Source organism: Phenylobacterium sp., assembly GCF_016124325.1.
Taxonomy (GTDB): Bacteria; Pseudomonadota; Alphaproteobacteria; order Caulobacterales; family Caulobacteraceae; genus Phenylobacterium.
Map to the genome: position 1 here is coordinate 182,402 of NZ_WGNY01000006.1, position 12,808 is coordinate 195,209.

At 69.1% G+C, this 12,808-nt stretch carries 18 protein-coding genes and 2 tRNA genes; 4 read left to right on the forward strand and 16 right to left on the reverse strand.

Annotated elements, in window-relative coordinates:
- Positions 1 to 12: 12 nt before the first annotated feature.
- From GC203_RS02790 to GC203_RS02805, 4 genes are all read right to left on the reverse strand, one after another.
- Entirely contained in the window at positions 13 to 492 is a 480-nt protein-coding gene (locus GC203_RS02790; RefSeq protein ID WP_293451105.1) for a hypothetical protein, read from the reverse strand.
- Positions 493 to 605: 113 nt separating this feature from the next.
- A protein-coding gene (locus GC203_RS02795) for an IS5 family transposase (protein WP_293451236.1) occupies positions 606 to 1,366 on the reverse strand; the annotation gives its coding sequence in 2 pieces (ribosomal slippage) (positions 606 to 1,030 and positions 1,030 to 1,366; 762 coding nt in all).
- A gap of 56 nt (positions 1,367 to 1,422) precedes the next feature.
- Entirely contained in the window at positions 1,423 to 2,241 is an 819-nt protein-coding gene (locus tag GC203_RS02800) for a hypothetical protein (RefSeq protein ID WP_293451107.1), read from the reverse strand.
- Positions 2,242 to 2,261: 20 nt separating this feature from the next.
- The gene (locus tag GC203_RS02805; RefSeq protein ID WP_366501369.1) at positions 2,262 to 2,720 is read right to left on the reverse strand and encodes an SPRY domain-containing protein; all 459 of its coding nucleotides are present in this window, start codon (positions 2,718 to 2,720) and stop codon (positions 2,262 to 2,264) included.
- On the opposite strand from GC203_RS02805, the gene GC203_RS02810 reads away from it, so the two are divergent.
- On the forward strand, positions 2,687 to 3,061 hold the full coding sequence (locus GC203_RS02810) for a hypothetical protein (protein ID WP_293451111.1): 375 nt from the start codon (positions 2,687 to 2,689) through the stop codon (positions 3,059 to 3,061). The genes GC203_RS02805 and GC203_RS02810 overlap by 34 nt on opposite strands.
- Before the next feature lie 10 nt (positions 3,062 to 3,071).
- On the opposite strand, the gene GC203_RS02815 is transcribed toward GC203_RS02810, so the two are convergent.
- From GC203_RS02815 to GC203_RS02870, 12 genes are all read right to left on the reverse strand, one after another.
- Positions 3,072 to 3,147 (reverse strand) — tRNA-Phe (locus GC203_RS02815).
- Between the two features lie 84 nt (positions 3,148 to 3,231).
- The gene (yacG, locus tag GC203_RS02820) at positions 3,232 to 3,402 is read right to left on the reverse strand and encodes a DNA gyrase inhibitor YacG (RefSeq protein WP_293451113.1); all 171 of its coding nucleotides are present in this window, start codon (positions 3,400 to 3,402) and stop codon (positions 3,232 to 3,234) included.
- A complete protein-coding gene (locus GC203_RS02825) occupies positions 3,399 to 4,439 on the reverse strand; it encodes a ribonuclease E/G (RefSeq protein WP_293451115.1) in 1,041 nt (346 codons plus the stop codon). Before GC203_RS02825 ends, yacG begins: the two co-directional genes overlap by 4 nt.
- Positions 4,436 to 5,020 carry a nucleoside triphosphate pyrophosphatase gene (locus GC203_RS02830; RefSeq protein WP_293451117.1) on the reverse strand — a complete coding sequence of 195 codons (585 nt, stop codon included), beginning with the start codon at positions 5,018 to 5,020 and terminating at the stop codon, positions 4,436 to 4,438. The genes GC203_RS02825 and GC203_RS02830 overlap by 4 nt, the downstream gene beginning before the upstream one ends.
- An 18-nt stretch (positions 5,021 to 5,038) precedes the next feature.
- The gene (infA, locus tag GC203_RS02835) at positions 5,039 to 5,257 is read right to left on the reverse strand and encodes a translation initiation factor IF-1 (RefSeq protein ID WP_111458197.1); all 219 of its coding nucleotides are present in this window, start codon (positions 5,255 to 5,257) and stop codon (positions 5,039 to 5,041) included.
- 108 nt (positions 5,258 to 5,365) lie between these two features.
- Positions 5,366 to 5,830 carry a low molecular weight phosphatase family protein gene (locus GC203_RS02840; RefSeq protein ID WP_293451119.1) on the reverse strand — a complete coding sequence of 155 codons (465 nt, stop codon included), beginning with the start codon at positions 5,828 to 5,830 and terminating at the stop codon, positions 5,366 to 5,368.
- A 6-nt stretch (positions 5,831 to 5,836) separates the two neighbouring features.
- A complete protein-coding gene (locus GC203_RS02845) occupies positions 5,837 to 6,316 on the reverse strand; it encodes a UPF0262 family protein (protein ID WP_293451121.1) in 480 nt (159 codons plus the stop codon).
- 132 nt (positions 6,317 to 6,448) lie between these two features.
- Complete coding sequence (locus GC203_RS02850; RefSeq protein ID WP_293451123.1) at positions 6,449 to 7,021, reverse strand: SH3 domain-containing protein; 573 nt, start codon at positions 7,019 to 7,021, stop codon at positions 6,449 to 6,451.
- 89 nt (positions 7,022 to 7,110) lie between these two features.
- On the reverse strand, positions 7,111 to 8,412 hold the full coding sequence (gene hisD, locus GC203_RS02855) for a histidinol dehydrogenase (RefSeq protein ID WP_293451125.1): 1,302 nt from the start codon (positions 8,410 to 8,412) through the stop codon (positions 7,111 to 7,113).
- 41 nt (positions 8,413 to 8,453) lie between these two features.
- Positions 8,454 to 8,879 (reverse strand): DUF2948 family protein, encoded by a 426-nt coding sequence (locus tag GC203_RS02860; RefSeq protein ID WP_293451127.1) that lies wholly within the window; start codon positions 8,877 to 8,879, stop codon positions 8,454 to 8,456.
- Between the two features lie 2 nt (positions 8,880 to 8,881).
- Entirely contained in the window at positions 8,882 to 10,177 is a 1,296-nt protein-coding gene (gene murA, locus GC203_RS02865; RefSeq protein ID WP_293451129.1) for a UDP-N-acetylglucosamine 1-carboxyvinyltransferase, read from the reverse strand.
- 89 nt (positions 10,178 to 10,266) lie between these two features.
- Entirely contained in the window at positions 10,267 to 10,413 is a 147-nt protein-coding gene (locus GC203_RS02870; protein ID WP_293451131.1) for a hypothetical protein, read from the reverse strand.
- A gap of 97 nt (positions 10,414 to 10,510) precedes the next feature.
- Between GC203_RS02870 and GC203_RS02875 the strand changes: the two genes are divergently transcribed.
- The 3 genes from GC203_RS02875 (at position 10,511) to GC203_RS02885 (ending at position 12,731) form a co-directional block, all read left to right on the forward strand.
- Positions 10,511 to 10,585 (forward strand) — tRNA-Thr (locus GC203_RS02875).
- A 255-nt stretch (positions 10,586 to 10,840) separates the two neighbouring features.
- A complete protein-coding gene (locus GC203_RS02880; RefSeq protein ID WP_293451133.1) occupies positions 10,841 to 11,449 on the forward strand; it encodes a TetR/AcrR family transcriptional regulator in 609 nt (202 codons plus the stop codon).
- 136 nt (positions 11,450 to 11,585) lie between these two features.
- Complete coding sequence (locus GC203_RS02885) at positions 11,586 to 12,731, forward strand: efflux RND transporter periplasmic adaptor subunit (protein WP_293451135.1); 1,146 nt, start codon at positions 11,586 to 11,588, stop codon at positions 12,729 to 12,731.
- Positions 12,732 to 12,808: the final 77 nt, after the last annotated feature.

Here is a 12,808-nt window from a genome sequence, read left to right on the forward strand (position 1 = left end):
ATGGCGGACAACTCAGCGTGTGCCGAACGTGTGGTCTCCAGCCGTGGTGCCGGCAGAGACGATGGTTAAGCCGATCGCGAAGGAGAGGTTGTACTCTCGGCACCCCTCAGCGCCCGCGTCGTTGATCACAGCGAGAACCGTGCCAGAGGCCGCCGTGTTGTCATAGACAGTCGGCGCTTCCGCCGAGCCCGTCTTGTTGATGCAGACATTGGCCCAGACCCCCGCCCCACTCTTCGCCGTCGTGGTGGTGTTGGTGGTGATATGGGTCGGAGCCGCGCCTGCTTGAGCGACCGCAGCGACGCCGAGTTGCGAGCCAAACGAATAGGTGATCGTCCGAGGAAGGTCCCAGGTCCCGCTCCCAGCCTTGAGCCACGCCGTCACGCCATAGGGCCCCATGACGGTGTAGTTGTCAGCGGCCGAGGACATGATTATCGAAGACAGGACGACGCCATTGTCGCTATTCTGGCGCGTCCCCATCAGCAGCGTACGCATGTTGCCATGCGCGTCGCCCACCGCATCGGTTGCATCCCCATCCGTCGAGACGGTCGGGACCGATGCATAGTATCTCAGGCCAATCCGGTTCGGATTACCGCTAGGGTTGGGACTCAATTGAGCCAGTAGGCGCATGTGGCGGCGATGGAGACGCCTGAGAGGTAGTTCCTGGCGAGCTTGTCGTATCGGGTGGCGACGCGTCTGAAGTCCTTGAGCCTGCACCACATGCGCTCGACGAGGTTGCGGTCTCTGTAGGCGGTGACGTCGTAGGGGATTGGAGCGCGTCGCGAAGCGGTGGAGGGGATGACGGCCTCGGCTCCACGACGGGCGAGAAGCTGGCGCAGGCGGTCGGCGTCGTAGCCCTTGTCGGCGAGCAGTCTTCGGAAGGGCCCGGCGGCTTCGATGAGCGCCTCGGCCATGCTGATATCGTTGACGTTTCCGGCGCTGAGCAGGAGCACGCGAGGGCGGCCACGCTCATCGACCAGGCCGTGGACCTTGGTGGTCCGGCCGCCGCGCGAGCGGCCTATGGCCTGGGCGAAGGCCCCCCTTTTGCGCCGCCTGCCGAGCGGTGCGCCTTGACGTGGGTGGCGTCGATCGCCGCCCCGTCAAAGACCCCGCTGTGGCCGGTCAGCGCCTCGAACATCCGCAGCCACAGCCCTTGCCGGCTCCAGCGGTTGAAGCGGTTGTAGACCGTCGTGTACGGCCCGAACTCCGCCGGACAATCGCGCCAGCGCGCCCCGCTCCTCAGCATGTGCACGATGCCCGAGATCACACGCCGGTCGTCTACCCGGCGCGCGCCCTTGCGACCCCGCGGCAGCAACGGCTCGATCCGAGCCCACTCTTCGTCGCTAAGCCACTGAACCTGCTTCGCCATCTCCAAGGCTCCCTTCTCGAAGCCTTGAATCAGCAACCCTGCTGCGCCGCTAGACCCTATTGAGTACGGACCCTAGCGGCAGCGTCGTGGGCCGCCGTGCCCTGCACGATGATCGGTACCATTCCCGTGCCGCCTTGGACCGTTAGCACATCCGTTGATGGTGTTCCGAGCGTCCCGAGGGCCGGTTGCTTGGCTGCCATCGCCGCACCACCGATTGTCCCAAGGTTGGCGGTGACGGTGCCGTCACCCGTTCCGGACCAAGCATCGTCGGCTTTCGCGCCCAAGGTGACGTCGGCCCCGTCGGCGATCGTCACGGCTCCGCCGCCACCCCCGCCTCCGCCTCCGCCTCCGGAAATCACCGGGCTCCCAGTGCCGGACGTCACGGAAAGAGTTGTCGTTCCGGTGCTCGTGATCGCGGCGATATAGGTGTCCGATCCCGCGGCGACAACGAGGGCGCGACCGGAGCCCAGCAGATAGTCGATCGTCGCGGCTGTGACGGAATTGCCGCCCAGCTTGAAGTAGAGATCGGCGAATCCGTTGTTGAACAGCAACAGGTTGGCGCCGGTCGGCAGGGCCACTCGCGACGATGTGCCGGAAACCGACAGTGAGGCCGCGCCAGACGGCGTGAAGGCCACCGGAGAGGAGCACCCACTCAGGCAATCGACCGGAAGGCCGTGGTCAAGAGCCACGACACGATCAGGCCCATAGCCACCACCCGACGGGGCCACGAAGATCGAAGTGGGAGTCGTATCTCGCGGGATCGTGCTCGACGCCTGCTTCGCCGTCGGCGCGGGCTGAGTTTGAGCGGTCGCCTGGATGGGCGCGCAGCCGATCATCAGCGCAAGCGCGAACGCTCGCACGCGGGTCAGGTTCATGGATGTCTCCAGGGGTTATGTCAGTTCGGCCAGAGCTCGGCCATGCGAGCGCGAGCCCACGCCAGGATGTTCGGAAAGAGGTAGGTGTCGACCGCGCCGGACCAGAGCGGATGGAGCCCATCTCCGCCATAGACCGTGGCGAATTGGCCGGTCCCCACGCCGGTGTTGTCGGCGCTGAAAGCCGGATAGTAGGTTCCCGCGGCGAAGGCGGTCCCTCCGACGCCGGAGACCGGGTCGCCGTTGAACCAGATTCCGTTTTTGGACCACCAGATGCGGTTGAGCGCGAAGTCCACACAGCAGCCGATGATGTCGCCTGTGACGAAGGCCCCCAGCTTCACAACGACCGTCCCCGCGCTATAGACGGAACCATCGGAAGCGTAGGCGTAGCCTCCGGCCCCGGCTCCGACGTGAGCCGCAAGACTGGCCGCAGCCGGGCGCATCGGCAGTGCAGCCGGCCCTGACTTCGGTCGGTACGCCATGGACGCAGAACGGCTTTCGCGCGTCGTTCTTCAAGCGCGTGCGCCCCCTGCAGACGAATGGGCTCATCCAGACAGGCGCGATCTTCCATGGGCTTCGCCACACCATCGGCACGCTGGCCAGCAACGACGGAGAAAGCGACCGTCGGGTGGCCGCGGCCATTGGCGACAAGAGCCCGGCCATGGCGCAGATCTACGCCAGAGAGGCCGACAGACAAGGCGCTCAGGCCGCGATCCTCGAGGCGATTCAGAAACGCTTCGCGAACCTTGATTGGAAAACGCCGGCCGCCTCATTGGAAGACGGCTCCCGCCGGCGGCGGGCCGAAAGCTACAAAAAGCCCTGAAAAAAGAAAGTGGTGCCTGGGGGCGGATTCGAACCACCGACACGCGGATTTTCAATCCGCTGCTCTACCAACTGAGCTACCCAGGCCAAGGGCCCGCCGCGCGGGAGCCGCGTCTATAGAAGAGCCTTCGGCGTAAGTCCAGCGAGCCGAAACAGCCTTCGAAACGGTCGTCAGTCGGCGTCGGACTCGTCGCTCGGGCCGCCCTCGTCTTCCTCCGCCGGAACGGCATAGGCGCCCGTGAGCCAGCGCTGCAGGTCGACGTCGGCGCATCGCCGCGAACAGAAGGGCCTGTAGGCCGGATCGGGCGTTTTGCCGCATATCGGACAGCCTGGCCGGCTCATGTGGCGCGGACGTCCAGGCGGTCGCGCAACGCGCCGGGTTCCCCGGAGATCGAGAACCGCGCCCCGATGCGCGCGGCGAGCGCCGCCGCAAGCGGCTCGGCGGCCCGCGCGACCGACGGCGCGCACACGGCGGCGAGCCGCGCCCCCGGCTGGGCGGCGGCTTCCTCGGAGATACGCCGGATGAGGCGTTGGGCCAGCGTCCGATCGCTCAGCCGCCCATCCGCGTCGCACAGTTGCTCCAGGAGGGGCCGTCCGCGACGCGGGATCGAAAGCTCCATCGTTCCGAAGCGCCCCACGGGACCGATCGACACGCCGGGATTGTCGGGGGCGAACGCCTGGCGCGCCGCCGCCAGCAGCGCCGCGCCGTCATGACCGCGGCCCACCAGGTCGATGACGACAATTCCGCCGAGCCCCTTCAGCCTCAGCAGCCGCGCCGTCTCGGCGATCGCCGTCAGGTTGGCCCGCCGGGTCACCCGCTTGGCGTCGGCGCCCTTGCGGTCTCCAAGATCGACGTCGACAGCCGTCAACGCCCGGGTCGGCTCAATGGCCAGCGTGCCGCCCTCGGGCAAGGCGTGCACCACCTCGAGGGCCTCGGCCTCGGCCTCGTCCGCCGCCAGGCGCGCGTCGCGCCCTTCGATCGTCTCGACGCCCCGCGCCAGTATCGCCAGGACCTCGGAGACGGGCGGCGGCGGCGCGAGAAGGCGCCGCGCGCCCTCCCCTTCCCCCAGAAACCGGGCGGTGGCGAGTTTGCCGGCGCGCGGCTCCGACCGGATCTCGATCTCGACGGCCGCTCCTCGGACCGGCCGGGAGTCGGGCTTGAAGGGCAATGCGGCTTCCGCCCCGCCGTCCAGATCGAGGAAGGCGATGCCGATCTGCGGGTCGACGCTGGCCACCCGTGCGACATGGCGGGCCCCGAGCAGAAGGCGACGGTCGTCGTCGTCCCGCTGCAGGATCAGGCGCTCCGGCCGTCCGTCGAGGGTGATGACGCCCCGGGTCTCGCCGACGCAGTGGTCCAGATAGGCGCGGCGCTCGTTCATGGCCGGCGGAAGCCCAGGCCCGCGAGCAGGCCGGAGGTTTCGTAGAGCGGCAGGCCGACGACGCTGGAATAGGAGCCATTCAGGCTGATCACGAAGGCGCCCGCCCGGCCCTGGACGGCGTAGCCGCCGGCCTTCCCGACCCCTTCGCCGCACGCCACGTAGGCGTCGACCTCGGCGTCCGACAGGCGTTTGAACCGCAGCCGCGTCTCCGCGAGCCGCGAGGCCATGCGACCGCCGGGGGCCACGACGGCGACGCCGGTCAGCACCCGATGCGCGCGGCCCGACAACAGCGCCACGCAGGCGCGCACCTCCGCGCCGTCCGCGGCCTTGGGCAGGACCCTGCGGCCGACCGCCACGACCGTGTCGGCGGCGACCACGTAGGCGTCGGGCGTGCGCGACGACACAGCCCGCGCCTTTTCCTGCGCCAGGCGCAGCGCCAGCCGGCGCGGGGTTTCTTCGGGAAGGGGGGCCTCGTCCAGTTCGGCGGCCTCTACGGCGTCCGGCGCGAGGCCGATCTGACGCAGGAGGTCCAGTCGCCGCGGACTGGCGGACGCGAGAACGAGGCGCGGCTCAGCAGACAAGTCGGCGCCTCGGTCGGCTCAGCGGACGCGGAACGTGATACGGCCCTTGGTAAGGTCGTAGGGCGTCATTTCCACCAGCACCTTGTCGCCCGCCGACACGCGGATGCGGTTCTTCCGCATCTTGCCGGCCGTGTGCGCGATGATCTCGTGGTCGTTCTCGAGCTTCACGCGGAACGTGGCGTTCGGCAGCACCTCGCTGACCGTCCCGGGAAACTCCAGAAGTTCTTCTTTCGCCATGCAGGCTCCCTGAATCACATACGACGACGGCTCGCGCCAATTGGACGCGAGCCGCGTTCTGCGTCGGGATTATAGCGCACGTGCGTCAGAAACGTCGATGGGGCGATCTTATCGACGGAAACGTTCGGCGATCCGGGCGGCCAGACTGTCGCGCACCTGCCGGTAGGCTTCCAGGCGGTGCTCCCGCGAGCCCTCGGTGAGGGTCGGGTCCAGGGTCGGCCAGTACTCGATCTCGGCGGCGCGCCCACGCGACAGCTCCACGGCGCTGTGTTGCGCCTCCGGCGTCAGCGAGATGACCAGGTCGAAGGAATCGTCCTCAAGGTCGTCGAAGGTCTTGCAGCGGTGGCGCGACAGATCCACCCCCATCTCGGCCATCACCTCCGCGGCCAGGGGGTCGGCCTCGATCTCGTCCTCATCGGGATCGAAGGCGGCGCGGCGCAGGCCGCAGCTATCGACGAAGATCCGATCCCCCACGAAGCGCTTGAGGAGCGCCTCCGCCATCGGAGAGCGGACCTGGTTGAAGTTGCAGCAGAAGAGGACGGCGTCGGGCAGCCGTTTCCCCGAGGCGGACATCCGGCGTCAGCCCCGCCAATGCAGCGAACAGATCAGCGTGAACAGCCGCCGCGCCGTGTCGAGATCGGTCTCGATCTTTCCGCGGAGGCGCGACTGGAGCAGCTCGGACGCTTCGTTGTGGAGCCCACGTCGGCCCATGTCCAACGCCTCGATCTGCGCCGGCGTCGCGCTGCGGATCGCCTGATAGTAGCTGTCGCAGATCATGAAGTAGTCTTTGATCAGCGTCCGGAACGGCGACAGCGACAGGATATGGCGCCGCTCGTACCCGGGCCCCCGCACGTCGAGCACCAGCCGGTTCTCCAGCAGGCCCATACGCAGGTCGTAGGGCCCGCCCGACGCGCCTTCGGGGAAGAAGTAGTTGTCCTCCAGCAGATCGAAGATCGCGATCTGACGTTCCTGCTCCTGGTCGCGCGAAGCCGCCGCGAGCGACACTTCGTCGAGCTCGACGGATTGTAGCCGGTGGGTTTTGCGGGCGTCGTCGGCCATGGCGATCAGAGGCCGAGCTTTATTGCAATCCGGGGGCATCCGTCATCCCGCCGCGTGCGCTCGGGCCTCCAGATATGAAAAATCGCCCGGCGCGGCCCGCGCCGGGCGTTCGCAAGATGACCTCGAGGACGGCTAGTGGACCGCGTAGCGCCGATCCACGGGCCTCACGAAATCGGCCCGGACATAGCCCACGCCGACCCCGCGCTCACCGACGAGAATCCAATCCGTGCCCTGCACCTGGGCGAGGGCCTGGAACCGTTCGCGCGCCTGCAGCCGGCCGACGCGCGCCGATCGGGTCGTCGGCGCCGCGCGGAGGTTGACCCCGCTGACGGCCACGAACGTCTCGCCGATCCGGTCGTAGCGAGCCGGCGACAGATTGCCGTTCAGGCGGTAGCCGTTGTGCGAGTAGGCGCCGCGCTTGGCGGCATCGCTCTTCTGCGCTTCGCAGCCGATGGCCGAACCGGCGGCCGCGCCGGCCGCGGCGCCGACGACCGTCTCACCCGTGGCGTGGCGACCGCCGACGGCGTTGCCAAGCAGGCCGCCCACGACGGCGCCGATGGCCGCGCCGGCCTCCTGCTTGCCGCCGGAGGCCGAGCAGCTGGTGACGCCGGCGGTCGCGGTCGAGCCAGCGCCCACGGCCAGGGTCCCGGCCATGACGCTCGCCAGAAGGACGCGGCGCATGATCGCGTTCGGGAAGGTCAGCATTCGTGTCTCCGTCCGTTTCAATCGATCCGACGGCGAGAGACTGGGCGTCCGTGGCTGAACAGGCTCGGAGTCGGCCCGTCAGCAGCGGTTCAGGTTCGGTCGGGTTGCGCGCGCTGTCCCAGCCGGATCGCGGCCGAGCGGGCGTGGGCCGGCAATCCCTCGGCCTCGGCCAGGGCGATCGTCGGCGGGGCGAGCACGGCGAACGCCGCCTCGTCGCACTTCACGATGGACGTCCGCTTCAGGAAGTCGCCGAGGGACAGGCCGGACGAGAATCGGGCGGCCCGGCTCGTGGGCAGCACGTGGTTGGATCCGGCGACATAGTCCCCCAGCGCCTCGGGGGCGTGCCGGCCGAGGAAGATGGCGCCGGCGTGCCTCACCCGGTCAGCCAGCGCCTCGGGCGCTTCCACCGCGAACTCCACGTGCTCGGGCGCGATCTGGTCCACCAGCGCCGGCGACGCCTCGAGCGGCGCAATGACGACCGCACCGTGATCGCGCCATGACGCGCGAGCGTCCTCCCCGGTCGTCAGCCCGCCCAATTGGCGCTCCACCGCGATTTCGACGGCGGCGGCGAACGCCGGGTCGTCGGTGATCAGGATGGATTGGGCGGCAGGGTCGTGCTCGGCCTGCGACAGGAGATCAGCGGCGATCCACTCCGGGTCGTTCCGGGCGTCGGCCACCACAACGATCTCGGACGGACCGGCCAGGGCGTCGATGCCGACGACACCGTAGACCTGACGCTTCGCCGCGGTGACGAAGGCGTTTCCGGGGCCGACGATCTTGTCCACAGGCTTGATCGGACCCGCCCCGTAGGCCAGAGCCGCGACGGCCTGGGCGCCGCCCACGCGCCAGATCTCCCGCACGCCGGCGGCCTGGGCGGCGGCCAGCACGGCCGGCTGCAGGCGGCCCGGCGGCGTCACCATCGCGACCCGCTCCACGCCGGCGGCCACGGCTGGGACCGCGTTCATCAGGACGGTCGAGGGATAGGCGGCCCGGCCGCCCGGAACATAGATTCCGACCGAGTCGAGCGGCGTCCAACGCCAGCCGAGCTGTACGCCCACGTCATCGACGAAGCGCTGATCTGCGGGTCGCTGGCGTTCGTGATAGTCGCGGATGCGCTTCGCCGCGAAAGCGATGGCCTCGCGAACCTCGGGCGCGCACGCCGCCGCGCCCTCGGCGATCTCATCGTCGCCGAGCCGCAGGTCGTCCACGGTCAGCTCGACGCCGTCGAACGCGCGCGCAAAGCGCAGGAGAGCCTCGACGCCCTCCGTCCGCACCGCCGCGATCACGTCGCGGACGGCGTTCTCGACATCGGGCGGCGTTCCCCGGCGCTCCGCGAGGAAGGCTGCGAAGGCGGTCGGGAAATCGGCGTCATCGACTTGAAAGCGGCGCATGGCGCGCTCTTTAGCTTCGACGGCCGCCCGGCGCTACGTGCTCAAGCGTCGTGGGCGGGCGCGCGCGGGGTCGGCCAGGGCTGGGACACATCCGCCAGCACGGCGTCGATGCACTCGACCTGGGCGCGAAGGTCTCCGCCGCCGGCGAAGCTGAAGGTCACGACGCCGCCGGGCGGGTCGGTCGCCTCGAAGCCGATGGCAAGCAGCTCGAGGACCGCGTCGCGACGGTCGTTGCGGATCCTGCGCGCCTGCACGGCCATGACCCCGCCGACCTGAAGGGCGGAGCGGATGCGCTGCCGGGCGCCCGCTTCCCACCGGAAGCGGTTGAACGCGATCGTCAGCCGCCGGGCGCGCTTCTCGAAGACCACGTCCCCGACGCGCGCGACGGCGTCCTGCAGCGCCGCCGACACGACCGACAGGTCCTCCTCGTCCTGGGCCAGGAGGGTCAACGGCGCCGGCTCGCCCATCGTCACTCCACTTCCGCTTCGGGCGTGTCGCCCTTGAGGCGGCGGATCTGTGCGCCGCACGCCCCAAGCTTCTCCTCCAGGCGCTCGAAGCCCCTGTCCAGATGGTAGACGCGATTGACCATGGTTTCACCGCGCGCCGCCAAGCCAGCGATCACCAGGCTGACAGAAGCGCGCAGATCGGTCGCCATCACCTGGGCGCCCTCCAGGGCCTCGACGCCGCGGACCCGGGCTTCGCCGCCATGGACGGTGATGTCAGCGCCCAGCCGCCCCAGCTCCGGCACGTGCATGAAGCGGTTCTCGAAGATCGTCTCCCGGAACACGCTCTCGCCCTCGGCCAGCGTCATCAGCGCCATGAACTGCGCCTGCAGATCGGTGGCGAAGCCGGGATAGGGATCGGTCGTGATCTCGACGGCCCGCAGCCGCCCGCCGTTGCGCTTCACGGTCAGGCCGTCGTCGTGGGTCACGACCTCCACGCCGGCCTCGACCAGCTTGTCGATGAGCGTCTGGATGAAGTCGCTGCGGGTCCGGGTGAGCCGCACTTCGCCCCCGGCCATGGCCGCGGCGACGGCGTAGGTGCCGGTCTCGATGCGATCGGGGATGACCGCGTGCGTCGCGCCGCCCAGGCGGCTCACGCCGCGGATGTGGATCGTCCGCGTGCCCGCGCCGGAAACCTTGGCGCCCATCGCGTTCAGGCAGTCGGCGAGATCCGCCATCTCGGGTTCGGCCGCGGCGTTGTGCAGGACCGTATCGCCCTCGGCCAGCACCGCGGCGAGCAGCGCGTGCTCGGTCGCGCCGACCGAGTTGAAGGGGAAGGTGATCTCCGCGCCTTTCAGGCCGCGCGGAGCCTGGGCGTAGACATAGCCTTCGTGGAGGTCGATGCGGGCGCCCAGCGCCTCTAGCGACTTGAGGTGCAGGTCCACCGGCCGGGCGCCGATCGAGCAGCCGCCCGGCAGCGACACCTTCGCCTGTCCGGATCGCGCCAGCAGCGGACCCAGCACGTTGAACGACGCCCGCATCTGGCGGACGAGATCGTAGGGCGCGAAGCCGCTCACGATCTCCTTGGTGGTCAGGACGGTTTCGGGGCCGTCGGGTCCGTCCGCCTCGACCACCTCCGCGCCAAGACGCTTCAGGAGCTTGCCGAGGAACCGGGTATCGGCCAGCCGGGGCATGTTGGTCAGCCGCAGCGGCTCCTCGGTGAGCAGGCTGGCCGCCATGAGCTTGATGGCCGAATTCTTGGCGCCGCTGATGGGGATAACGCCCTCCAACCGCGCGCCGCCGGTGATGGCGATGCGATCCAATCGTACCCTTTCGAAGCAAGGCCGGGTCGCGTTCGGATGCGACGCCTCAGGCGGCTATCTAGCCCGGCAGTTTCGCCCGCGCAAAGTCGTCAGTCCGAGGTCTTCTGTTGAGGCTTCCGTGCAGACCCGCCCGGCCCCGCCGCCTTGCGCCGGCGCAGATTGGCGCGCAGGGCCTGCGCGAGCTTTTCTTCCTTCGACGCGCGCGCGTCGTCGTCCGCCTCTTTTTCGTCGGCCATGGGTGGGAGGTGCGGCGAGCGGCCTCGTCCGTCAAGCGCCGTTCGTTCGATTTGGGGCTTCACGTCGCGGCCCGCGACCGCTATAGCCCCCGCCTTCGCCGCCGTAGCTCAGTGGTAGAGCGCATCCTTGGTAAGGCTGAGGTCGGCAGTTCAATCCTGCCCGGCGGCACCATTATTTCTCAATTCCTACAAGGATCTGGCATGGCGGCTTGACCGCCATGAAATGCCAAGTCCGGTCGCAGGAAGCACACAGGAAGCAGATTCTAACCGCTTCGCAGAGGGTCGGAATCTCGCGAAGCGCCCGTGCGTGGCGCCCGCGACCCGAATTCCGAGCCCCGAATCGCCCAGCTCCAGGGAGATTGGCCGAGGCCCTCCGCGGCCTTGCGGGCCTGGACTTCGCAGGTCCGCGCATTACATATCGTGCGGTATGGAAATCGAAGCGCAAACCTCGCACCGCGGGCGGCCTCGGGAGTTCGACGTTGACGTCGCCCTGGCCGCCGCGCTCCGGGTCTTCTGGACTCTCGGATACGAGGGCGCTTCCATGACAGATCTCACCAAGGCGATGGGCATCACCCGGCCCAGCCTCTACGCCGCCTTCGGCAACAAGGAAGAGCTCTTCAAGAAGGCCCTCGACCTCTACGAGCGGGACAAGCAGGCCTATGTGGGCGAAGCGCTCAAGGCCAAGACCGCCCGCGGCGTCGCCGAGCACCTTCTGCAAGGCGCCATCGATATGCAGACAGGTTCCGATCCTCGCGGATGTCTGGGCGTGATCAGCTCCACAGCTTGCGGCACCGAGGCCGAATCCATACGCCAGGAAGTGCTCGAGCGACGCGCCTCATCCGATGCGGCCCTGCTCGCCCGCTTCGAACGCGCCCGCGCCGAGGGTGATTTCCCCGATCACGTAACGGCTGAAGGACTGAAGCAGTATCTCTCGGCCGTCCTTCAGGGTCTCTGCATCCAGGCCGGCGCCGGCGCCTCCATCCAGGAGCTGGAGCAGTTGAAGGCCACGACCCTGGCGGTCTGGCCCGGGCGCTGATTCCGCACCGCAAACTTCGCACTGCAAAAATATATATATCGATCGGTATTGAAAATCCGACGAGCGCCCCCAATATCTATACCGATCGGTAGATAACGGCGTCGTGGCGCGACGCCTTCCCCCTGGAGAGCGTTTCATGTCCCCCCAATCCTTCGGCAGGGCCGCGGCCCTGCTGGCGGCGCTGGTGATCGCCGGCTGCACCGCCCAGGCCGAAACCTCCGCCCCCGCCGCGCCGCCGCCCGTCGTGGAGGTGGCCCCCGTCGCCTTCAAGTCGCTTCGCGAGTGGGACGACTTCACCGGCCGCCTGGAGCCGGTGGACCACGTCGAGCTGCACCCGCGCGTGTCCGGCGAGATCGTCGCCGCGCCGTTCGCGGAGGGCGCGCGGGTGAAGAAGGGGCAGGTGCTGTTCCAGATCGACCCGCGGCCGTTCCAGGCCGAGGTGGACCGGCTGCGCGCCCAGGCCGAACGCGCCAGGGCCCAGGCCGACCTCGCCGTCGCCGACGCCGGCCGCGGCGAGCGGCTGCTGGCCCAGGAGGCCATCGCCCGCGAGGAGGCTGAACGCCTCACCTCGGAAGCGAAGGCGGCGAGGGCCGACGTTGGCGCCGCCCAGGCCGCCCTGCGCGCCGCCGAGCTGAACCTCAGCTTCACGCGCGTCGTCTCGCCCATCGACGGGCGGGTCTCGAAGGCGATGATCACGCGCGGGAACCTCGTCTCGCCGCCCGACGTGCTGACGACCGTGGTGTCGGATTCCCCAATCTACGCCGCGTTCAGCACCGACGAGCAGACCTATCTGAAGTACGCGGCGGCCCAGCGCGGCGGGGACAATCCCGTCTACATGGGCTTGATGACCGAGGACGGCTATCCGCACCGCGGACGCCTGCAGTTCATCGACAACGCGGTGGACGCCAAGAGCGGCACCATCAGCGGGCGCGCCATCTTCGACAACGCCGACGGATCGTTCACCCCGGGACTGTTCGCCCGCGTCCGCCTCGTCAGCGACAAGGCCCGGTCGGTGGCCGTGGTGCCGGAGGCCGCCCTTGGCGTCGATCTGGGCAAGCACTTCGTGCTGGTGCTGGGGTCGGGCGACAAGGTCCAGTACCGCTCGGTGGAGCTGGGCCGCGCCGTGGGCGAGCTGCGGATCGTCACCGAGGGCCTCAATCCCGGCGACCGCATCGTCGTCGCGGGCCTGCAGAAGGTGAAGCCCGGCGACCGGGTCACGCCCAAGGTCGCCGCCGCGCCGGTCAGCACCGCCCAGCTCGCCGCGCTGCAACCCGACGGCTAGCGCCGCCTCACCCACCAATTCCAACCCGACCGGCTCGACGGACGACCGCCCGCGCGGCGTCCGCAGCCTTCCGCTCA